Origin of the sequence: Nonomuraea sp. NPDC049141, from assembly GCF_040648415.1 — a bacterium.
In the GTDB taxonomy this organism is placed as follows: Bacteria; Actinomycetota; Actinomycetes; order Streptosporangiales; family Streptosporangiaceae; genus Nonomuraea.
Genome location: NZ_JBEZDR010000001.1, coordinates 813,239 through 834,352, shown reverse-complemented (window position 1 = coordinate 834,352; position 21,114 = coordinate 813,239). Strand labels below are relative to the sequence as shown.

The following is a 21,114-nucleotide window of genomic DNA, read 5'->3' as shown; positions in this document are numbered from 1 at the left end:
CCACCTCGGCATAGCGGTTTGACGAGGCTGCCGCGCTCATGTGTTCCTCGCTGCGTGCAGGCGGTCGCGCAGGTACCGGCCGGATCGGGAGGCGTCGTCCTCGGTGGCGTCCTGGATGATGAGCGGCACCGCTCGGCCGAGTTCGAGGGTGCGGCGGCAGATCATCGTGTAGTCGAGATCTCCACGACCGAGGGGTGCCGGCCCGGCGGCGGTGAGGTCCTTGGCCTGCAGGCCGATGATGTGCTCGCCGAGCAGGTCGAAGGCCTCGTTGACGATGTCGTCCTGCCGGTGGATGGTCTCCGGCGCGACCAGGTTGCCGGGGTCGAGGACGATGCCGATGTGCCGGGCGTCGGATCCCAGCTCGCTGATGAGCCGGTGGGCGCGCTGCGCGGAGTCGACGACGTTGGCGGCCTCCGGCTCGATGCCGAGCTTGATTCCCGCATTCGATGCCGCCTCGAGCAGGGCATCGAGGGTGGAGCGCAGGTCGGCCCAGGCGGCGGTGGAGCGATTGTCCGGGTGGCCGGTCCACATGTCGCCTGTGTTGAGTGTCCCGCTGCACAAGGTGACCGCGGTGACGCCGAGCAGCGGCGACATTTCGATCAGCCGCGCCGCCTGGCGGGTCTGCCGGGACCGGCGGGCTCGATCGGGGTGGATGATGTTGTAGGTGGCCGACAGTCCCCAGACGGTGACGCCGGCGTCACGGAAGTCCCGGCCGACGGCGGTGACGGCGTCGAGGGAGACATCAGGTGCGAGCGTCGGAAGGGCGATCGCCGAGAAGTTGAACTGGGCCAGGCGGAAGCCGGCCTCGGCGACGGCGGTGGCGACCTTGCCGGCGGTCGTCCGGGGAAAGGTGCGGGCGAAAATGCCGACTTCGGGAAGCGTCATGTGTGGGTCACCGGCCGGTCGACGGCGTCGCGGATGGCGTCGACGATCCTGAGTGCCTCGATGCCGTCGGCGGCGGTGGGCTCGGCGCGCGTGCCGCGGAGGATCGCGCGGGCGAAGGCCTCGATTTGGCGCTCGTAGGGGTCGCTGTCGCCGAACACCGGCTCGGTGTAGGCCTGGGTGGGCTCGTCGAACACCCTGACCGAGCTCGGTTGCCTCGTGAACGGGAAGGGGCAGCGTAGCCGGACGTGGCCGGCGTCGCCGTAGAGGTCGAACCCTTCGGACCATTCCGCGTGGACGCTCGCCGTCACCTCCAGGCTCAACGCGGCCCCGTCGCGGTATCGGCCCAGGGCATGCCAGCTGTAGTCGCGTTCCCCGTGGGACAGGACCGCGCTGTGGATGGTGTAGTCGCCTGCCAGATAGCGCAGCAGGTCGAACGTGTGGATGCCGTGAGTGGCCAGAAGATGTTCCGCGCGGTGGATCGCCTTGTACTCCAGCTCTCGCGACCGCACGGCCGGATCGACGATCAGCGGAGGGAACAGGGTGGTCTCGATCGGCTCGCGAAGTCTCGACATCACGCGGTACCAGCCGACGACGCTGCGCAGGGGGCCGATCCTCGCGACCGCTTCGGCGGCGTACTGGACGCCGGGGTCGAACCGCTTCATGCTCGCCACCTGCAGTTCCAGGCGAGCCGAGTCGGCCAGGTCGCGCAGGTGCTCGGCCTCGGCGACGGTGGTGGCGAGGGGTTTCTCGATGATGACGTGCTTGCCTGCCCGCAGTGCCTGCTCAGCCACCTGGGCGTGGAATCGGTCGGGAACGGCGATCAGCACGGCATCGACCGGCGCAGCGAGCAGGTCGGCGACGTCGAGGAAGGCTCGGGCGCCGTAGCGGCTCGCCATGGCGTCGGCCAGCGTGGCGCTGCCGTCGCACACCGCTGTGAGCTCGACGTTCTCGGCTTTGGCGATGGCCGGTAGGTGTGCGGCTTGCGAGATGCGTCCGCATCCGATGACGGCCAGACGAATGTGTTCGGACACGATGTGGGGTGGTCTCCTCCGGTACACGGCCCAGCGGTCTACAGCGGCCCGGCTGGGTTCAGTGATGGGCTCTGTCGCCACAAGAGCACAACATGCACGGAAGCGTGCGTCAAGCGGCATGATATGTGCATCTTAGGATGCGCGTTCCAGAAAGGTCAGCCGTCGGTGAGGGAGACCGTGCGCAGCTGAGATCCGTAGAGCGCGCGCTCATCGTCGGCGATCCCGTCGTCGGTGATGAGCAGCGAGATCGCGTCGAGGCCGCAGACGGTCATCAGGGCGCGCTTGCCGAAGCTGGGGCTGGCGGCGATGACGGCGACCTGCTGGGCGGCGTGGAGCATGGCCTGCTTGACGGGGAGTTCGACCATGTTGATGTTCGTGATGCCGGCCTGATGGTGCACCGCCTCCGCGCCGAGGAACGCCCAGTCGGCGTGCAGCCGTTCGAGCTCCGCGACCGTGGACGGGCCGACCAGCGTGTACGCGGTCTCGATGGGGGATCCGCCCGTGACATGCACGCGCACGGTCGGATCGCCGGCCAGGCACACGGCGATCATCAGATCGTTGGTGACGACGAGGACCTCCTTCTTCTGGCGGCGCAGCGCGAGGGCGAGTTGGTATGTCGTCGATCCGCTGTCCAGGATCACCGACTGGCCGTTCTCGATCAGGTCGGCCGCGGCGTTGGCGATGGCGACCTTCTCCGCCTGGTTCGCGGTCCGACGCACGTCGTAGGGGACGTCGACGGCGGCGGCGGGCTCGGCCGGCAGCACTCCGCCACGGGTGCGCTTGATGAGCCCGGCTCGCTCGAGATGGGCCAGGTCGCGCCGGATCGTCGAGCCGTCGACCTCGAACTGGTGCGCAAGCCCACCGGTTCCCACGTACCCCTCCAGCCGCACCTGCTCCAGCAGGGCGCGGCGGCGTTCCGCAGATCGCATGTGATCCTCCTAGCGTGCACGGGAAACTGCACGCATCATACTTCTTGACGCACGATTCATGCCTGAGTCATTCTCAGTTGCACGTAAGTGTGCATTTCGGTCACGCCGAGACGGAAGCCGATGGGCTACCCCGTGGCGGACCGTCAGGAGGGGAAGCAATGGCTGGCGCATGGGTGATAGGCGTCGACGTCGGCGGCAGCAAGGTCGCCGCCGGGCTGGTGGACGAGGAAGGCCGGGTCCATCGCCGGATGTCCTTGCCCACACCCTGCGTGCACGGACCACCGGCCGTCATCAGCCTGATCGCGGACATGTGCCGTGAGCTCGGCAACGGTGCGGCCGACCGATGGCTGTCCGTCGGCGTCGGCAGTCCCGGTGTCGTCGATCCCCATAGCGGCACCGTCACCGCCGCCACCGACACCTTGCCCGGCTGGCAGGGCACCGATCTTGCCGGCGACCTCGCGAAGGCGATGGGCTCGCGCGTGGTCGTCGGGAATGACGCGAACGCTTTTGCCCTGGGAGAACACCTCTATGGAGCCGGACGCGGCGTATCCGATGTCATGTACGTCACCGTCGGGACGAGTGTGGGCGGCGCGCTCGTACTCCAGGACCGGCTCCTGACCGGCGCGCACCACCGCGCCGGCGAACTCGGCCATTTCCCGATCTTCGAGGCCGGCCACCGCGTCTGCAGCTGCGGACGCGCCGGACACCTCGAGAGCGCCGCCTCGGGACCGGCGATCGCCGCCGCGTACGCCCGCCTGGCAGGTGACGGCACGCCCCGCGACCTGAGGGAGGTGGCCGAGCGCGCACGTCGCGGTGACGCTGCCGCGGTCACCGCGCTCACCCAGGGGGCCGAGGTTCTGGGCAGGACTCTCGCTGGTCTGGCCGGGGCGTTCGACCCGCGGCGGGTCGTGGTCGGCGGCGGCGTCTCCCAGATCGGTGCCCGCTACTGGACGCCCCTTCGCGACGCCTTTCACAACAGCGCGCTGCCCGTCTCACCGGCGGTGGACATCATGCCCGCGGCGCTTGGCGACGATGCCGGCATCGTCGGCGCCGCCGCACTCACCGTCCACAGCCTCGATATGACCAGGAGGAACCGATGAAGAAGAAGAGCATCGTCGCACTGCTCGCCACAGGTGCGGCCGGATTGCTGCTCGCCGGGTGCGGCGGCAGGGGAGCCACCAATGCCGCGTCCGGCGGCGGTGACGGCGTGAAAGAGCTGAGGGTCGTCATCGCCGAGTACAGCAAGGACCACACGAAGACGTTCTGGGACGCGTTCGCCAAGAAGTACGAGGCGCGGACAGGCGTCAAGCTCAACCTGCAGATCGTCAGTTGGAACAGCATCGACCAGCAGACCAGCACCATGATCCAAAATGGCAACCCGCCGGACATCCTCAACCTCAACGCCTACGCCAGCTACGCCAAGGACGGGCTGCTCTACCACTCCGAGGAGGTGCTGCCGGCCGCGACCAAGGCCGACCTCATCGACGCCTTCGTCCAGAGCGGCACCTACAACGGCAAGATGTACGGCTTCCCTGATCTGTCGTCGGCCAGGGCGATGTTCTACAACAAGGGCCTGTTCCGGCGCGCCGGAATCTCCGCACCCCCGAAGACCTGGGACGAGTTCGTGTCGGACGCGCAGAAGATCGCGGCGCTCGGCGACGGCACGGTCGGGTACGCCGAACCGCTCGGCCCCGAAGAGGCGCAGGCGGAGTTCTCCATCTGGGCCTTCAACAACGGCGGCGCCTGGAAGAGCGACGGCACATGGTCGATCAACTCCAGCAAGAACATCGAGACACTGCAGTTCCTCAAGGACCTGTCGACGAAGTACAAGGTCACCCAGAACAACCCCGGCAAGACCAACCGGACCGACGGCGCGTTCGCGCTCTTCTCCTCGGGCAAGGCCGGCATGGTGGTCGGCTTGTCCCAGCTGTCCACCGGCTTGGACAAGGAGGAAAAGGTCGACTACGGGGTCGCACCCATGCCCACGAGGGACGGCGGCGTTCCGCAGACCTACGGCGTCACCGACTACCTCATGGCCTTCAAGAAGAACGGCAATCAGGACGCGGTCAAGAAGTTCTACGAGTTGTACTACCAGCCCGACCAGGTGAACACGTGGATCAAGGCCGAAGGCTTCCTTCCCGTGACCGAATCCGGGCTGAAGATCTTCGCGTCTGACCCCGCCCTGAAGGTCTATCTGGACACGTTGCCCAACATCCATCTGACCCCCACCGACGATCCGACGTGGGACAAGGTCAAGCTTGCCGTGCAACAGCAGATCGGAGCCGCGGTAGCGCCAGACGGGAACCCCGCCGCCGTGCTGGGCGAGCTCCAGAAGACCGCCGAGACGGGTGGCTGAGGTGAGCCGCCGCCACGTTCCGGCGCTCGCCGCGTTCCCCTGGCTCGGGGCGGGGCTGCTGTTGATCGGCGGCGTCGTGCTCTATCCCGTCTACGAACTGGTACGAGCGTCGCTGTCGCATTACTCCATTACCGGGCTGCGCCTGGGCGACGCGGGCATCGACAACTACCTCCGCGTTCTCAAGCAGCCGGCTCTGGGCTCCGTCCTGGCCAACACCGCGATCTGGGTTTTCGGCGTCACCGCGCTGACGGTCGCCATCAGCCTGGCACTCGCCCAGTTCCTCGCCAAGGAGTTCCCGGGCCGACGTGTCGTTCGCTGGTCGGTCATCGTGCCATGGGCCGCCTCCCTGGTGATCACAGGACGCCTGTTCACCCTGATCTACGACTACTACCACGGCATCCTCAACCGGCTGCTGATGGACCTGCACCTCACGAGCCGGCCGATCGACTTCCTCGGCGACGATCGATGGACGATGCCCTCGATGATCGCCGTCGGCGTGTTCGCCTCGGTCCCGTTCAGCACGTACGTCCTGCTCGCCGGACTCAACGGCATTCCCGGCGACGTGTTCGAGGCGGCCAGGATCGACGGTGCGGGTGCGTGGACGACCTACCGCGCCGTCACCCTGCCACTCCTGCGCCCCGCGCTCGTCGTCACCGTCGTCCTCAACATCATCTATCTCTTCAACTCCTTCCCGATCATCTGGACGCTCAACGAGCGCAACCCCGGCTTCACCCACGACACGACCATCACCTTCATGTACAAGCTCGCGTTCAAGAGCGCCGAGCACGACGTCGGCCAGGCCGCTGCCGGCGGCATCTTCAACGTGCTGCTGATCCTCGTCGCCGTCGTCGCCTACCTACGCGCCGTCAAGTGGCAGGAGGCCGGCACCTGATGACCCGACTGACACCGATCGGCAGGAAGCGGATCCGGCACTACGTCCTCGCCGCCGCCGGACTCGCCGTCGCGGCGTCCTTTCTGGCGCCATATGTCGTCATGGCGCTGGACTCACTACGGCCGAGTTCGGAGGTGCTGCAGTCGCCGGCGACGTTCTTTCCGAGGAACTGGACGTTCGACGCCTACCGCGAGATCGCCGGCGACGCCCGTTTCCAGAACTGGCTGAAGACATCGCTCATCGTCGCCGCCGCCTCCACGATCGTGGTGCTGCTCGTGTCGGTTCCGGCCGCCTACTTCACCGCCCGTCATCGCTTCCCCGGCCGACCGGCGTTCCTGTTCCTGGTGCTCGTCACGCAGATGTTCTCGCCCACGTCACTCGTCGTCGGCCTCTACCGCGAGTTCTTCGAACTCGACCTCGTCAACACCTATCTCGCGATCATCGTGACCAACGCGGCCTTCAACCTCGCGTTCGCGATCTGGATCCTGCACGGGTTCTTCGCCTCGATCCCGCTCGAGATGGAGGAGGCGGCGGAGCTTGACGGCTGCGGGCGCGTCGCGACGCTCCTGCGCATCATGCTGCCCCTGGTCAAGCCAGGCGCGGTCACCGCGATCACCTTCACCTTCATCGCGGCGTGGAACGAGTACGTGGTGGCCCTGACCCTCATGCAGGACGACGACAAGAAGCCGCTCACCGTGGGGATCAGCTCGTACGTGACCGGCTACGAGCAGCATTGGGACCAGCTCTTCGCCGCCTCCATCATCGCGATCGTGCCGGTCGTCATCCTGTTCACCGCGATCGAGAAACACCTTGTCGGCGGTCTGACCGCGGGCGCGGTCAAGTAAGGGGAACCCATGCGGACGATTTTCGCCAGACATGCGATCGCCGAAGGCCGCGAACAGGCATCGGTGTCCCTGACGATCGAGGACGGCCGTTTCACCGAGGTACGGGAGTCCAGTGAGCCCGCGGGCGCGGACTTCGTGCTGAACGACGGGATCCTGATCCCAGGCCTGATCGATCTCCAGGTCAACGGCTACCACGGCACGGATCTCTCGCACGCCGACGGTGCCGGCTGGCAGCGGATCGCACGCCGGCTACCCGAGACGGGGGTGACGGCTTTCGCGGCCGCGTTCGTGACCGCGCCCGTACCGACCTTGGCAGAGGCCCTCCGCCGGTGCGGCAAGGCGATGAACGCGCCGACGTACACCACACAAGCACGCCTGCTCGGCGCGCACCTCGAAGGACCGTTCCTCTCACCGGCGCATCCAGGCGCTCACGACGCCGGCTTCTTCCGCGACCCCGAACCCGGACACATCCGCGCCCTCCTCGACGCCGCGCCTCCCGGGACCCTCGCAGTGATCACACTTGCTCCGGAACGGCTACATGCGCTCGCGGCGATCGAAACCCTCGCCTCGGCCGGCGTCCTGGTCTCCATCGGGCACACGGATGCCAACGCAGCGGAGACACGCGCCGCCGTCGACGCGGGCGCACGAATGGTCACGCATCTGTACAACGCGCAACGGCCATTCCATCACCGCGACCCCGGGGTCATCGGCCAGGCCCTGGTAGACGCTCGCGTATCTGTCAGCTTGGTCCTCGACGGCCATCACATCAGCTCCCAAGCCGCGGCAATGGCCTTCGGAATGGCGGGGGAGCGTCTGGTTCTCGTCACCGACGCCGTGGCGGCGGCGGGCATCGCACCGGGCCGATACCGGCTCGGCAGTCGATCCATCCACGCCGAGAAGGGCCGCCCGCCGACGCTGGCCAACGGGGCGTTCGCCGGATCGACGCTGCGTTTGGACCATGCGCTGGCGAACGCGGTTCAACTGGGCCTGCCGCTGCTGGACGCGGTGGCGGCCACGACATCACGCCCAGCCGATCTGCTCGCCCGCCCCGACCTCGGACGCATCGAGGTCGGCGCGCATGCCGATCTGGTGTGGCTGAACGACAGTCTCGAGACCAAGGCAACGTGGGTCGGCGGAGAACCAGCGTTCGCCATCCCCGGTGCCCTGGCGGGAGGAAGACCGAATACTCCGACGAGTTTCCAAGGAAACGAGACCATGTGTCACCATCAACCACCCAGCACGTCCCAGCCTCCAGGGGGTGCGGCATGAACCTGCGGAACCTCACCGCCGCCACATCGGCCTGGGCCAGGCTCAAGGCACTCGTCGGCCACGTCGAGAAGCCGCTCCCTGTGCCCGACTTCGATATGGCCACATGGCCGCTGCCGACCGGCCGCTCCTGTGTTCGCAGGGCGCGACGATTGACCCGCGTACAGCTGACCGACTGGCATTTCCACCGTCACAGCAAGAGCGCTGAACTGCTCGTCAGCGCACTGATCACCAAGGCGTTCCAGCATGGGACGGGACCGATCCGGCTCACCTTGTGGTCGATGGACGGCACGCTGCGCTGCGAGGTCGAGGACGCTGATCCGTCCCTCCCTCGCACCTGCCATACCGGCCAGAGTGATGAACAAGGCCAGTGGCTGAATCTGATCGACCAGTTCGCCTGCTGCTGGGGCACCACACCGACCGCTGCCGGCAAGGCTGTGTGGTTCGAGTTGTCGGGGGGAGTCCTGTGAGTGTGATCAGGCCGGGGGATGCGCGCGGAGCCAGACCGCCGCTCTGCGCGCTGACGCGCGGGACAGCCACGCGTCCTGGACCACCTCGGCCAGCTCGTTCCGGGTGAGCTCACCGATCAGAGCGGCCCGCAGGAGCACCGACGAGTGCCCGTTGAAGTGCGCGGTGGTGAAGAACGGCGACGCCTCGTCCTGAACCAGCGCCTGCTTGTCCGCCTCGGACTCGACCCAGAAGACGATCACATCCGCATAGCGCTCCCCGGTGTCCGGGTCCACCGCGTCCGGCCGTGGGGTGCGGAAGAAGATGAACGACTTCCGGCCCACTTGGTAGACCGGGTTGCCGCCGGTCCCGTACTCGACGGTGACGTGCGGCATGGCCAGGGCCAGCTCGTGCACGTCCTCGACGCGGGCGGGCCGGGTTCCGTCATCGTCAGACACGGCTCCAGCGTAGAACCGTTCATCGCCTGCGAGCAGATCTCACGTGGCCGGACGGTACGCGCGACCGGCCGCCTCGATGTGGGTCTTGGCCGCGCGGCGGGCGGTTTCCGGGTCTCCGGCGCGGATCCCGGCGACGATGGCACGGTGCTGCTCGGTGATCGCACCGGCCCAGTGTGGGTCGTCCAGATTCGCCACGGTCGTGACCGCGATGCGGTCCCACACACGGTGCAGGGCATCTTCCAGGAAATCGTTGCCGGCCGCTGCTCCGATGGCGCGGTGCAGGGCCAGGTTCGCGTGCGCGGAAGCGCGGGCGTCCCGCTCCTTCACGGCGGCTTCGACCTGGTCCACGGCTTGGTCCAGCGCGTTGACCTCGGCGGGGGCGAGCTGACCCTCTGCCTGCCGCTTGGCCGCCAGCTCCGCGGCCAGCGCCTCGAGATCGGCGCGTAGCACGAACAACTGTTCCGCCTCCGCCGAACTCAGCGCCGCGACGGCAACCCCTCGGGCGGCCGGGATGACCAGCCCTTCGGCCAGCAACCGTCCGATGGCCTCGCGCACCGGTGTCCGGCTGACTCCCAGGTCCGCGGCCAAAGCGGTCTCGGTCAGCCGCTGGCCGGGCGCGTAATCGCCGGCTGAGAACCGGTGGCGCAGTGCCACGTACACCGCGTGGGCGCTGCCGGGCTGGGAGTCCGAAGAGATCGCCATTCGCTCAGCATACACTGCATGCAATCCCATCGAACGTATCCTTGACATGCATTGCATGCAGTGGATACTTAGTATCCGAAACATGGACGTGAGGTTGAGGAGAGCCGTGCTGGAGCCCCTGCGATTGACCATCCTCGCCGCGGCGGGCTTCCTGGCCGGTGCCGTGAACGGGGTCGCCGGCGGCGGCTCGTTGATCTCGTTTCCCGCGCTGCTGGCCTTGGGCTACCCGCCCGTGGCGGCCAACGTCACCAGCTCGCTGGCCGCCCTGCCCGGCTACGTGGGCGGACTGCTCGGCTACCGCGACGAGCTGCCCGCGGTCGGTTCGAGGGTCCGGCAGCTTACCCTGGTGAGCGTCGCGGGCGCGGCCTGCGGGTCGGTGGTCCTGCTCATCTCGCCGGCGGAGCAGTTCAGATCCGTCGTCCCGGTCCTGGTCCTCGTGTCGGTCTTCGCCCTGGCGTTGCAAGGCGTGCTGGCTCGGCGTCTCGACCAGGCGAAGGCCGGCGGCGCGGGACGCGGGCTGCTGATCGGTCAGTTCGCGGTCTCGATGTACGGCGGCTACTTCGCCGCGGGGCTCGGCGTGATGATGCTCGCCGTCCTCGGCACCTTCGTGGCCGGGGACCTGCACCGGCTCAACGCCCTCAAGGGCGCCCTGTCACTGCTGGTCGGGGTGGTCTCCGCGGTGTGTTTCACCATGTTCGGGCCGGTGGAATGGGGTCCGGTGGCCGTCATGTCGCTCGCCGGTCTCGCCGGTGGCCGAAGCGGAGTGGTTCTCGCGCGGCGCGTACCGCCCCGCTACCTTCGCTGGCTCATCGTCGGCTTCGGTCTCGTTTTGTCCATCGCACTCTTCGTAAGGTAACCAATGCGCCAACGACACGACCTGCTCATCGTGGGCACGCACGTGATTTCGATGGACCCGGCCATCGGGGACATTCCCTGCGCCGACCTCCTCGTCCGCGACGGTCAGATCATCGACGTCAGCCCGCACGACGCTGGCCGCGAGGCCGACGACGTGCAGATCATCGACGCGGCCGGCACAGTGACCCTTCCCGGCTTCGTGGACACACACTGGCACCTGTGGAACTCGCTCCTGCGCGGCACGGTCGGTGACCGGCCGGGAACGGACTACTTCACGGTCAAACGCGCGCTCGCGCCGCACTTCGAGCTGGACGACTTCTACTGGGCCGCCCGTTTCGGGCTGGCCGAGGCGATCAGCGGCGGCATCACCACGGTGCACAACTTCGACCACAACGTCCGCGGGCCTCAGGACGCCGATGCCAACGTACGGGCGCACCTGGACTCCGGCCTGCGCGGGCGATTCTCCTACGGACCCCCTGACTCGGCCGCGTCCGCCACGACGAACGACCTGGACGATCTGGCGGCACTGCGGGCTCGCTGGCCAGGCGACCGTCTCGACGGGCGGCTGGACTTCGGCGTAGCCCTGCGCGGTCCCTACCGGACACCGCCGGAGGTGTACGAGCGCGAGTGGGCGACGGCACGGTCGCTCGGCCTGCCGATCACCATGCACTGCGACCGGTGCCTGCGGGAGGAAGGCTGCCGCAGCTGCGGCCTGGTCCGCCTCGAAGAGCTCGGGCTGCTGGGGGCGGACGTGCAGATCGTCCACGCCGTTCATGCCAGCGGGCAGGACATCCAGGCGCTGGCCCGTACCCGGACCCGGGTGTCGCTGAGCCCGATGACCGAGATGAGGACCATGGGGTTCCCGTTGCTCACGGAGCTCCTCGAAGCCGGCGTGCAGGTCTCGCTCTCCCTGGACACGCTCGCCATGCCGACCAGCGCGGACATCCTCGGGCACCTGCGTACGATCGTTTCGGTCGAAGCAGCCCGTACCGGCTCCAGTACGGTCACACCGCGCAGGTTGCTCCAGCTCGCGACGATCGACGGCGCCAAGGATCTCGGACTGGACGACCGCGTGGGTTCGCTCACCCCCGGCAAGCGCGCGGACATCGTGATCCTGCGCTCGACCGACATCAACCTGGTCCCTTCCGGCGATCCGGTCGAGGCGCTGGTCTACACGGGCCAGATCGACAACATCGACACCGTCATCGCCGACGGCCGGATTCTCAGGCGACACGGACGGCTCGAACCCGCCGACGACGCGGAGAACCCCGTCCTCATGGCCGCGACCCGCCGCGACGCCCTGCTGCGCAGAGCCGCGGCGGCCGGCGACTGGCCCGCCCACGACACCCCACCAAAGCCCGCAGATCAAGGGAATCCATGATGAGCGCCACCCCCCACCCCATCCTCTCCTCGGCAAGGCAGACCCTGGCCCCCAGAGCCGCGGTCGCGATGTTCGGCCTGCTGCTGCTCGCCTACGCCGTCAACGCCATGGACCGCATGGTCTTCCCGATCCTGCTCGTCGACGTGCGCGGCGAGTACGGCTTCAGCCTCGAAGCAGCCGGTTTGCAGGCCACCGTGTTCGCCATCGGCATGGGCTTGGCGGGCCTGCCCGCCGGACGGGTCCAGCGAGTGCTCGGACGCAAACGGACGATCGTCGCCGGCACCGTGCTGTTCTCGCTCGCGACCGTCCTGACCACCGCGTCGATCGGGTTCACGGACATGCTGCTGTGGCGCGTGCTGTCCGGCGTCGGCGAGGCGCTGCAACTCGCGATGATCATCGCCGTGGCTTCGAGCGCGTTCCCGGCCCGCCGCGGCGTCGCCATCGGCAGCGTCAATGTGGCCTTCGCCGCCGGGTCGGTCATCGGCCCGTCACTCGGCAGCAGCCTGCTCGAGAGCCACGGCACCTGGCGGTCGCCGATGCTCGCGTTCGGCGCCGTCGGCATCGCACTCGCGCTGGCCATCGCGGTGCTGGTCTCGCCGCGGTTCACCGAGGCCGACTCGGTGGCGGGCTCGCCCCTGCATGCCGGGGGCGCCGGCACGCTCCTGTCCCGTAACCCTCTCGTGCTCGCCGTCATCGTCGCGCTCTTCGGGCTCGCCGATTTCGCGTTCATCGGGCTGTATGCCAGCTATCTCCGTGAGCAGCTTCACTTCACCCCTGGCGGGGCCGGCTTCGTCATCGGGCTGTCCGGGCTGGCGGCGTTCGCCTCACCGCTCGGCGGCTATCTCGTCGACCGGTGGAGTCCGCGGGTCGTGCTGCCGGCCCTCAACCTCGGGGTCGCGGCGTCCGGATGCGCGCTGTTCCTCGGCTCCGGCTCGACGGCCTGGCAGGCGACCTTCTCGTTCCTGTTCGGGCTCTTCGCGAGCAGTGGCATGTACGTGGCCGCGGCCGGCTACCTCGTCAAGTCCGTCAGTGGCGAGAACGTGAGCCGCGCGGCCGGGCTGTTCGTCACCTGCATCTATGTCGCCGCCGGGGTCTCCGGGCTGCTGTTCAGCCGCCTGGTCTCGGCCACCGGCTGGACCACGGCGGGCATGGTGCAGATCGTCGGTTTCTCGGTGCTCGGCGCCGTACTCGCTCTCGCTCTGCGTCCGCACCTGTTCAGCAAGACCACGACTGAGGATCACTGAAACATGATGCTGTGGCAACCCACCCAGACCGCTCTCCCCGTTGCCGGAAGGCCGGAATCCTTCCCCGTCCGCCGCGTCTACTGCGTCGGCCGCAACTATCTCGACCACATCCGTGAGATGCGGGAGGGCAGCGAACGCGACAACCCGTTCTTCTTCCAGAAGCCGACGGACGCCGTCGTTCCCGACGGCTCCGCCATCCCTTACCCCCCGCAAACCGGCGACCTGCACTTCGAAGGGGAACTGGTCGTCGCCATCGGGGCCGCCGGGTCCGACGTCAGCCCGCAGGACGCGCGGGGGCTCGTCTTCGGGCTCGCCGCCGGCATCGACCTGACCCGGCGCGACCGGCAGCGTGACTGCCGCGACCTGGCGCAGCCCTGGGAGGCCGGCAAGTCCTTCGACCACTCGGCGCCGTGCGGCACCATCCTCCCCGTCGAGCAGGCGGCTTCCACCCTGTCGGGGGAGTTGCTGCTGACCGTCAACGGTCAGCAGCGGCAGCACACGAGCCTGGGGCTGATGATCTGGAACGTTCCGGAGATCATCAGCCACCTGTCTCGCTCCTATCGGTTGATGCCCGGTGACCTGATCTACACCGGAACGCCGGCCGGAGTCGCCGCCGTGCGCCCCGGCGACCGGATTCGCGTCGAGATCACCGGCCTGCCCGCCCTGACCGTGACCATCAGTGAAGGAGACGACCATGCGTCCCAGTGAACGGCTCACCTACGACCCCATCGAGGGCCGCGCCAGGCTTGCCCTGCCCAAGGGTGGGCGAATGGTGGTCTGGGTCATCGTCAACGTGGAAACCTGGTCCGACACCGATCCCATGCCCCGGACCGTCCTCACTCCGCCGGCCGGCGGCATCCCGGCACCTGACGTACCGAACTGGGCCTGGCACGAGTACGGCAACCGCGTCGGCTTCTGGCGCATGCTCCGGTCGCTGGACCGCCAGGGTGTGCGAGCCTCCTTGGCGATCAACGGCCAGGCCGTCGCGGATTACCCGCAGATCGCGCAGGCGGCGCGAGCACGCGGATGGGAGTTCATCGGCCACGGGTTCACCCAGAAGAACATGCAGAAGGTCGAGGACGAGCGGGCCGACATCCGGGCCACCACCCGGGCGATCGAGTCCGCGATCGGTGTCCGGCCGCGGGGCTGGCTGGGCCCCGGCCTGACCGAGACCTGGGAGACCCCGGACATCCTCGTCGAAGAGGGATACGAGTACGTGTGCGACTGGGTGCTGGACGACCAGCCGGTCGAGCTGGCGACCCGGACGTCGCCGATCGTCAACATTCCCTACACCCAGGAGTGCAACGACGTCGCGATGATGCTGATTCAGCACCACCCGGCTCGTGAGTACTTCCAGCGGGCGGTCGACCAGTTCGACCAGCTGTACCAGGACTCGGCGGAGTCCGCCCGGGTCATGGCGCTGGTCGTGCACCCGTACATCATGGGAGCGCCGCACCGCCTGAGGTACTTCGAGCACGTTCTGCAGCACATCCGTGCCCACCAGGACGTCGAGTTCTGGACCGGTGAGCAGATTCTCGACTGGTACCGCCAGGCCCGGCCCGCACCACTGTCATCCCCGGAGCACGAGTCCCTGGTCGTGAGTTAGAGCTGGGTGTCGTCATCGGCCCCGCCTGCCGAACACTTGAGCAGGGGTCTACTCATGCCCGGAGAGACGCCGCCGCCCAAAGATGGCACCAGTAATCAGCCGATTCTAGAAAAAAGGTGATTTCGTGGTGCTCTCTCTCCCCCACATTTCATGGCGCAAGTTCGTCCTGGCGGTCGTGGCATGCGCCATCGGAGTGACCCTGTTCGTGCCCACCGCCGCCAACGCCGCGAACTACAACATCTTCAAGCCGCTCAACATCCCCGGGTACTGCATACGGCATGCCTACTTACTCGGCGAGATCTCACCCTGCCCTACCGGCTCTCCCTATGGGGACTTCGCCTTCGAGCAGGTGCCGGGACTGGCGAGCGATCGCACCAGTAACACGAGCGGCCTCATCTCGTTCGAGTCGCGCAATTTCCCCGGCTGGTATCTGCGGCACGAGTACGGCCGGATCAAGCTCGCCCCACGGCCTGCCTCCACTGATCCGTCGTACGACCTTTTTGTCAGGGACGCTTCGTTCTACCGCAAGCCCGGACTGTCGGGCGTGTCCGGCGGCGTGTCCTACAGGTCGTTCAACTTCCCCACGCAATGGCTGCGCCATTCCGACTACCACCTGTACATCTCTGAGCAGACCTCCTGGAACCTCGCCAACGACGCGACCTTCCAGGTGATCGGGGTCCCGTAAGGCCCTGGCGTGCGGGCGGCCCCGGTCTCCTGGAGACCGGGCCGCCTGTGGCCGTCACACGCCGGTGGGAGTTTCACCAGTTCGCGGCAAGTCATCTAGTGGTCAGCCGCTGCGGGTCGGGGCCAGCGTGGCCAGATACCCTCGGAAAACCACGGTCACCTCCCCGCGCTCACCTCGTCATCAGCGGTACTGAGTGAGGAGTCAACTTTTACCTCAGGCCCGGAGGAACTCGGCGATTGGCTCGGCCTGGCCGAAGATGGCGTGACCGACGTCGGGGAGCAGGATCACGGTCGAGTGCGGGATGCACTCACGGACGCGCCGCGCGGTCTGGTGGGAGTCGAACATGGCGTCATGGCCACCGACGATGACGAGTACGGGCATGGTGAGGCCGCGCAACGCGTCGTCGGGGAATACCGGGAGCTTCTCCCTGCGCGGGTTGAAGTGCGTGAACGTCAGGACGACGGCGTCGAGCGCCTGCCGGTCCTTCTCCCCGTCCAGTCCTGCGACAGCCATCGCCGACTCGCGCACTCCGCCGCGTCGGAACGGGCGGGTCAGCAGGGCCTTGAAGATCCAGCCGACCTTCTGCCGTCCCACGCCGCCTGGGCACATCACGGCCAGGCGGGTCACTCGTTCTGGACGGCGGATGGCGTAGTCCAGGACCGTCCAGCCGCCGAGGGACGTGCCGACGAACGCGGCGTTGGTGATCCCGAGCCCGTCCAGTACGTCGTCCAGCCAGAGGGATACGGCGTCGGAGCCCAGGGCGGGGCGCGAGGGCGCGCTCAGGCCCGGCTCGCCGACGAGGTCGACGGCGTACGTGCGGAAGTGCTGAGACCAGGTGACGATATCTCCTCGCCACATCGACGTGTTCGCGCCCGAGCCGTGCAGCAACACCAGTGGCGCCGCGTCCTGCGGGCCGGAGGCGAGGACGAAGGTCTCGCCCTCGCGAGTCGGCACCCGTACGTGCTCGGCGGGAACCGGCCAGGCGTCCAGCAGTTGCCGGTAGTGGTCGCGGAGCTCGCGTCCACCGGCCTCGGACTTGTAGATCATGGTCATGGGGACCACCTCCTTGGCCACAGTGAAGGCCTTGTCACCGTGTCAAGGTCAAATGGGGTCACGCCACGAGATCTGCAGCTGCCGTATCAGAGCGGAGTGTCGAAGTCGCCGGCTTTGAGGCTGTTGACGAATGTCTTCCAGTCGGTGGGGGAGAAGAGCAGTTTGGGGCCGTTCGGGTCCTTGCTGTCGCGGACGGCGACCACTCCGGGAAGGTTCATGGCGACTTCGACGCACTGGCCGCCGTTGTCCGAAGAGCGCGATGACTTCCGCCATACGGCGGCGCTCAGGTCCATGCGCGTCTCGCTTCCTCGATCATCTTGAGGGATACGCGCTCAGGATAAGCCCATAGCCGTATCGCCTCATAGCGCTGCCAAATCGAGGTGACAATGTCATGGTCCGTCGTGATATGCGCCTGCGTCGGCGAGTCCGAACTGACGACATCGGGCTGGTTGTTCGGGAGCTTGGCGATCATAAAGGCCCCTGCCAGGCCCGCAACGCATTCCGGATCGACGACCTGGACGAAGACGGCAGGTCGCTGGGCCAGTAGGCTCGATCTCCTCAACCCAGTTCCGGAACCAGATCGGGCTGCCGGACTGTGCGGTTATGCTCTGATAGAGCCGAGTGAAGGAAACGCCCTCGGCCGTACCGAAGAGCAGGTCCAGGCGCTCGGCGTCGGACCGCGACGGTGTGCGGGTCGCCTTCTCCAGTCTGCTCACCTGCGTCTGTGTACACCCGAGCCGAGCCGCCACGGCGGCCTGCGACAGCTCCGCGGCCTCCCGTAGCCGCCGCATCTCGGCGCCGAATCGCACGCGAGGGGACCCTGGATCGAGAGACGGCACAACATTCATGACATTTCCTCTCTAATCAGAGAAAAACGGAAAGCCTCTTGGGCCGACGACACCATTTAAACCACGCCTGACCAGTGGTTGTCATTATGCGTGTTGTCTTGGCTTGGTGACCCGGCCGCGGACTGGATGCCAAGAAGTCATGCTGAGCGCAGTCCATCAATTTCTATGGCCTGGAGAGAAATGACGGCGCGTGAACAGTACGATAGATTCGACCACGCCAATGCCGCCGACATCATCGCGGCGGAGGTGAACGTGTGAAAAGGCCTCTTCATGACTCGCCCCGAGTGGCATTCACGAACGCGCCACATGTCATCTGGCGCAAGGAATTCCCGGCGGTGGAGATATCCGTTCCCGAGGCCCGCGCCTGGGCGGGTTCCGTGCTGTCCGTCGGTGGCCCGCCATCGTTTCTCGACGACGTGCTTCTCCTGCTGAGTCGTACGCGTCCCGACGCTCGACGACGACGGAGGCCGGGGCCTGTGGCTGGTGGAATCGCTCGCCGAGGAAGGGGGATCCTGCCATGACGAAACCGGCAGGTTGGTCTGGTTCCGGCTGGCCGAATGATGCTTGAGCCTGACGTTACGTCACGCCCTAACGTAGGAAACGTCAAGATCAGGAGTGTCTTCCGATGACCAACTGTCCCGGGTGCGGGCTGGTGGCCCCGGCCACCGGTGGGCCGCTCCCTGACGAGCGCGGGGCGTCGGCCGAGTGCTGGGGGCGCTACGGTGAGTTGCTGGCGCGCTCGTACAGCGTCGCCGAGTACCGCCACGTCCACCAGTTGGTCGTGGACTCCTACATCGCGCAGCACCCCGGCGGCGACAGCCGACGGGAGGTTCAGAGTTTGGCCTTGTGCTTGATGACGCTGTGCCTGTTCGTCGAGGACGACGCCGACCCGCGCGAGGGCCCGGCTCTGCACAAGCAGATGATGGCCGACCGTCCGGACTACTTCCACTGGCTGCGGCCACCGCCGCTGCACGGCCTGATGACCGTTGTCGACGTACTCGCCGCCCGTGAGGTCGCCGAGCATGAGCGACTGGTCTGGGCCTGGGGTCGCGACGTGTGGAGGGCCTGGGCGCCGCACCACGCCACGATCCGCGGGTGGAACATCCGGGCCCTGTCGAAGCCGGGGGCCTGAGCGTGGACGCTCCTCCGGCTTCCCGAACCGTGCCATGCCGAGCGAGGCTGAGCTCGGGTGTCATACAGCTTGGTCTGTGATCATTGACGGCGCTTTGTAATGATCATTATGGTATGCCCGGGTTGATCATAATTTGAACCGGGGTGTCTCATGCGGGTGATCGCGGGTTTAGTCGTCGCTGCCTTGGTCGCTTCTCTGGGGCCGCCCGCACCACCCCGAACCACCACAGTCCCGGTCGCCGCCACGACGCAGGTGCAGGCCGCGAAGGAACCGGCTGCCAAGCAGCAGGCGCCCGCGCAGACCGCCGACGTGTCGTACGCGCACGACGCCAACGGTCGCGTGACCGGTGTGTTCGCCCAGCCGGGGGACGGTTCGAAGATCAGCCATGATCCCGCGGGCAACATCACCGAGGTCCGCGATCTGCCCGCCGGTACGCTGGCGGTCGCCCAGATCTCCCCGCCCAACGCCACTCCGGGCACCTCCGTGACGGTCTACGGCACCGCGTTCGGCACGGACAAGTCCGCCGTGACGGTCTCCTTCGGCGGCACCACCGCCGCCCCCAGCGCCGTCACCGACCACACCATCACCGTGACGGTCCCCGGCGGCGCCGCCTCGGGCGACGTCACCGTGACCATCGGCGGTAAGTCCGCCGCCTGGAAGGGCTTCAAGGTCACCGGAACCCGGGCCAAGCCCGGGGTCTCCCTGGCCGGCATCACGGTCGGTGACGTGGGAGCCGAGGTCACCGTGCCCGGCAGCGGGTTCGACGCGGACAGGATCCGCAACATCACCTCGCTCAACGGAGCGAAGCTCCAAGTAACGCAGGCCACCACGGGCGGCCTGAAGGTCAAGCTGCCGCCGGGCCCCGCGTTCGGGCACGTGAAGGTGGTCAACCCCGGCGGCAGCGCGGTCTCCGCCGGTGACGTGGTCGTCCCGCCCGCGCCCTACCTGGCCGCCAACATCGGCACGGGTGGCGCGGTGCGGCTGGCCCAGAACACCCTCACCGCGGTCCAGGTCGGCGCGGCGGAGCAGATCGCGTTGACGCTGTTCGAGGTGGAGGCCGGCCAGCGCGCCATGCTCTACATGTCCGGAAAGACCTTCTCCGGCTGCCTGCCCATCACCGTGTACGGCCCCGATGGGACCTCGCTGCACAGCGAGAGCGTGTGCACGAGCACCACGTGGGAATGGGAGTTGCCGGAAGGCTCGAAGGCCGGGACCTACGCCGTGCTGCTCGACCCGCAGGACGCCCAGACCGGCAAGGTGGACGTCCTGGCCTCCGCCACCGCCGACGCCACGGCCCAGCTCGCCCTGGACGGGGCGCAGGGGTCCCTCACCACGACCCTCCCCGGCCAGCAGGCCGCCTTCACCTTCACCGGAACGGCCGGCCAGCGGGTCTTCACCAAGCTCGGCATGCCGACCGGCACGAAGGCCTGCGACGTGGCCGCCAGCGTACGCGCCCCCGACGGCACCGAGTTGGTGAAGGACACGTGCGTGTACGCCGTCGACTCCTTCCTCGACACGGTCACGCTGCCGGTGGCCGGTACGTACCGTGTGGCCGTCGATCCCAAGGGCCTGATCGCCGGCACGTACAAGGCGGCGGTGATCGGCGTGCCCGCCGACGTGGCCGTGCGGACCTCGCCGGACGCCGCCCCGTCCGACGTGGCGATCGTCAAGCCGGGCCAGAACGGGACGGTGACCTTCACCGGTACGACGGGGCAGCAGATCTTCACCAAGCTGACCGTCCCGCCGGGCGCGCCCAGTTGTGCGCTGGACGTGCGGCTGTTCAAGCCGGACGGCACCGAGATGTTCCGGAGCACCTGCCTCTACCAGGCGGCCGAGTACTTGGACACGGTCACCCTGCCGGCGGACGGCACCTACACCTACAAGGTCAACCCGAAGGACGCCTGGACGGGCACTCCGACGCTGCAGGTGCTGAACGTGCCCGCTGACGTGGTGGTCGCGACCTCGCCGGACGCGGCCCCGGCCGCGGTGGCGATCAACAAGCCGGGCCAGGGCGGGGCGGTGACGTTCACCGGTACGGCGGGGCAGCGGATCTTCGCCAAGCTGGCCGTCCCGGCGGGTACGCCCGCCTGTGGCCTGGAGGTGCGGCTGCTCAAGCCGGATGGCACCGAGCTGGCCAAGGACACGTGCATCTACCAGGCGGCCGAGTACATCGACACGGTCACCCTGCCCACCGACGGCACCTATCGGTTCACGATCAACCCGAAGGACGCCTGGACGGGCACTCCGACGCTGCAGGTGCTGAACGTGCCCGCTGACGTGGTGGTGGCGACCTCGCCGGACGCGGCCCCGGCCGCGGTGGCGATCAACAAGCCGGGCCAGGACGCCGCAGTGACGTTCACCGGCGCGACGGGGCAGCGGATCTTCGCCAAGCTGACCATTCCGGCGGGTACGCCCGCCTGTGGCCTGGAGGTGCGGCTGCTCAAGCCGGATGGCACCGAGCTGGCCAAGGACACGTGCATCTACCAGGCGGCCGAGTAC

General features: G+C 67.8%; 22 protein-coding genes and 1 pseudogene. 14 read left to right on the top strand and 9 right to left on the bottom strand.

Translation table 11 applies throughout. The features are described 5' to 3' along the window. Positions 1–36: 36 nt before the first annotated feature. The 3 genes from AB0B91_RS03835 to AB0B91_RS03825 all read right to left on the bottom strand — a co-directional run bounded on the left by AB0B91_RS03835 (position 37) and on the right by AB0B91_RS03825 (position 2,845). Entirely contained in the window at positions 37–885 is an 849-nt protein-coding gene (locus AB0B91_RS03835) for a sugar phosphate isomerase/epimerase family protein (protein WP_358314878.1), read from the bottom strand. Further along, on the bottom strand, positions 882–1,916 hold the full coding sequence (locus AB0B91_RS03830; protein ID WP_358314876.1) for a Gfo/Idh/MocA family oxidoreductase: 1,035 nt from the start codon (positions 1,914–1,916) through the stop codon (positions 882–884). Before AB0B91_RS03830 ends, AB0B91_RS03835 begins: the two co-directional genes overlap by 4 nt. A 155-nt stretch (positions 1,917–2,071) precedes the next feature. Further along, positions 2,072–2,845 carry a DeoR/GlpR family DNA-binding transcription regulator gene (locus AB0B91_RS03825; protein WP_358314872.1) on the bottom strand — a complete coding sequence of 258 codons (774 nt, stop codon included), beginning with the start codon at positions 2,843–2,845 and terminating at the stop codon, positions 2,072–2,074. A gap of 158 nt (positions 2,846–3,003) precedes the next feature. On the opposite strand from AB0B91_RS03825, the gene AB0B91_RS03820 reads away from it, so the two are divergent. Genes AB0B91_RS03820 through AB0B91_RS03795 form a run of 6 tightly spaced genes read left to right on the top strand, consistent with a single transcriptional unit; the run spans position 3,004 to position 8,674 of the window. Then, complete coding sequence (locus tag AB0B91_RS03820; RefSeq protein WP_358314869.1) at positions 3,004–3,945, top strand: ROK family protein; 942 nt, start codon at positions 3,004–3,006, stop codon at positions 3,943–3,945. Next, entirely contained in the window at positions 3,942–5,201 is a 1,260-nt protein-coding gene (locus tag AB0B91_RS03815) for an extracellular solute-binding protein (RefSeq protein ID WP_358314866.1), read from the top strand. Before AB0B91_RS03820 ends, AB0B91_RS03815 begins: the two co-directional genes overlap by 4 nt. A 1-nt stretch (position 5,202) precedes the next feature. Next, positions 5,203–6,093: a sugar ABC transporter permease gene (locus tag AB0B91_RS03810; RefSeq protein WP_358314863.1), complete on the top strand. Its 891-nt coding sequence runs from the start codon at positions 5,203–5,205 to the stop codon at positions 6,091–6,093. Next, on the top strand, positions 6,093–6,938 hold the full coding sequence (locus tag AB0B91_RS03805) for a carbohydrate ABC transporter permease (protein WP_358314860.1): 846 nt from the start codon (positions 6,093–6,095) through the stop codon (positions 6,936–6,938). Before AB0B91_RS03810 ends, AB0B91_RS03805 begins: the two co-directional genes overlap by 1 nt. 9 nt (positions 6,939–6,947) lie before the next feature. Next, positions 6,948–8,207, top strand: coding sequence for an N-acetylglucosamine-6-phosphate deacetylase (gene nagA / locus AB0B91_RS03800; RefSeq protein WP_358314858.1), 1,260 nt, complete (start codon positions 6,948–6,950; stop codon positions 8,205–8,207). After that, on the top strand, positions 8,204–8,674 hold the full coding sequence (locus AB0B91_RS03795; protein WP_358314856.1) for an ATP-binding protein: 471 nt from the start codon (positions 8,204–8,206) through the stop codon (positions 8,672–8,674). Before nagA ends, AB0B91_RS03795 begins: the two co-directional genes overlap by 4 nt. Before the next feature lie 6 nt (positions 8,675–8,680). Here AB0B91_RS03795 and AB0B91_RS03790 read toward each other — a convergent pair whose 3' ends face one another. Both AB0B91_RS03790 and AB0B91_RS03785 read right to left on the bottom strand, forming a co-directional pair. Beyond that, positions 8,681–9,109, bottom strand: a complete 429-nt coding sequence (locus AB0B91_RS03790; RefSeq protein ID WP_358314854.1) for an MmcQ/YjbR family DNA-binding protein — start codon at positions 9,107–9,109, stop codon at positions 8,681–8,683. Between the two features lie 39 nt (positions 9,110–9,148). Further along, a complete protein-coding gene (locus tag AB0B91_RS03785) occupies positions 9,149–9,811 on the bottom strand; it encodes a GntR family transcriptional regulator (protein ID WP_358314851.1) in 663 nt (220 codons plus the stop codon). A gap of 82 nt (positions 9,812–9,893) precedes the next feature. Here AB0B91_RS03785 and AB0B91_RS03780 point away from each other — a divergent pair, with 82 nt between their 5' ends. From AB0B91_RS03780 to AB0B91_RS03755, 6 genes are all read left to right on the top strand, one after another. Continuing rightward, entirely contained in the window at positions 9,894–10,667 is a 774-nt protein-coding gene (locus AB0B91_RS03780; RefSeq protein WP_358314848.1) for a sulfite exporter TauE/SafE family protein, read from the top strand. Positions 10,668–10,670: 3 nt separating this feature from the next. After that, entirely contained in the window at positions 10,671–12,047 is a 1,377-nt protein-coding gene (locus AB0B91_RS03775; protein ID WP_358314845.1) for an amidohydrolase family protein, read from the top strand. Then, a complete protein-coding gene (locus AB0B91_RS03770) occupies positions 12,047–13,291 on the top strand; it encodes an MFS transporter (RefSeq protein WP_358314842.1) in 1,245 nt (414 codons plus the stop codon). Before AB0B91_RS03775 ends, AB0B91_RS03770 begins: the two co-directional genes overlap by 1 nt. Before the next feature lie 3 nt (positions 13,292–13,294). Then, positions 13,295–13,999 carry a fumarylacetoacetate hydrolase family protein gene (locus AB0B91_RS03765; RefSeq protein WP_358314840.1) on the top strand — a complete coding sequence of 235 codons (705 nt, stop codon included), beginning with the start codon at positions 13,295–13,297 and terminating at the stop codon, positions 13,997–13,999. Beyond that, positions 13,986–14,897, top strand: a complete 912-nt coding sequence (locus AB0B91_RS03760) for a polysaccharide deacetylase family protein (protein WP_358314838.1) — start codon at positions 13,986–13,988, stop codon at positions 14,895–14,897. The genes AB0B91_RS03765 and AB0B91_RS03760 overlap by 14 nt, the downstream gene beginning before the upstream one ends. Positions 14,898–15,021: 124 nt before the next feature. Further along, positions 15,022–15,582: an AbfB domain-containing protein gene (locus tag AB0B91_RS03755; RefSeq protein WP_358314835.1), complete on the top strand. Its 561-nt coding sequence runs from the start codon at positions 15,022–15,024 to the stop codon at positions 15,580–15,582. A gap of 213 nt (positions 15,583–15,795) precedes the next feature. Here AB0B91_RS03755 and AB0B91_RS03750 read toward each other — a convergent pair whose 3' ends face one another. The 4 genes and pseudogenes from AB0B91_RS03750 to AB0B91_RS03735 form a co-directional block, all read right to left on the bottom strand. Next, positions 15,796–16,635, bottom strand: a complete 840-nt coding sequence (locus AB0B91_RS03750) for an alpha/beta fold hydrolase (RefSeq protein WP_358314832.1) — start codon at positions 16,633–16,635, stop codon at positions 15,796–15,798. Positions 16,636–16,721: 86 nt separating this feature from the next. Next, entirely contained in the window at positions 16,722–16,928 is a 207-nt protein-coding gene (locus tag AB0B91_RS03745; protein ID WP_358314829.1) for a DUF397 domain-containing protein, read from the bottom strand. Continuing rightward, entirely contained in the window at positions 16,919–17,197 is a 279-nt protein-coding gene (locus AB0B91_RS03740; protein ID WP_358314826.1) for a Scr1 family TA system antitoxin-like transcriptional regulator, read from the bottom strand. Before AB0B91_RS03740 ends, AB0B91_RS03745 begins: the two co-directional genes overlap by 10 nt. An 88-nt stretch (positions 17,198–17,285) precedes the next feature. Further along, a pseudogene (locus AB0B91_RS03735) lies at positions 17,286–17,483 on the bottom strand (helix-turn-helix transcriptional regulator); the annotation flags it as partial. 625 nt (positions 17,484–18,108) lie between these two features. Between AB0B91_RS03735 and AB0B91_RS03730 the strand changes: the two are divergent. Beyond that, positions 18,109–18,615 carry a DUF5946 family protein gene (locus AB0B91_RS03730; protein WP_358314823.1) on the top strand — a complete coding sequence of 169 codons (507 nt, stop codon included), beginning with the start codon at positions 18,109–18,111 and terminating at the stop codon, positions 18,613–18,615. A 183-nt stretch (positions 18,616–18,798) separates the two neighbouring features. Next, on the top strand, positions 18,799–21,114 hold a 2,316-nt coding region (locus tag AB0B91_RS03725; protein ID WP_358314820.1), incomplete at its 3' end, for an IPT/TIG domain-containing protein.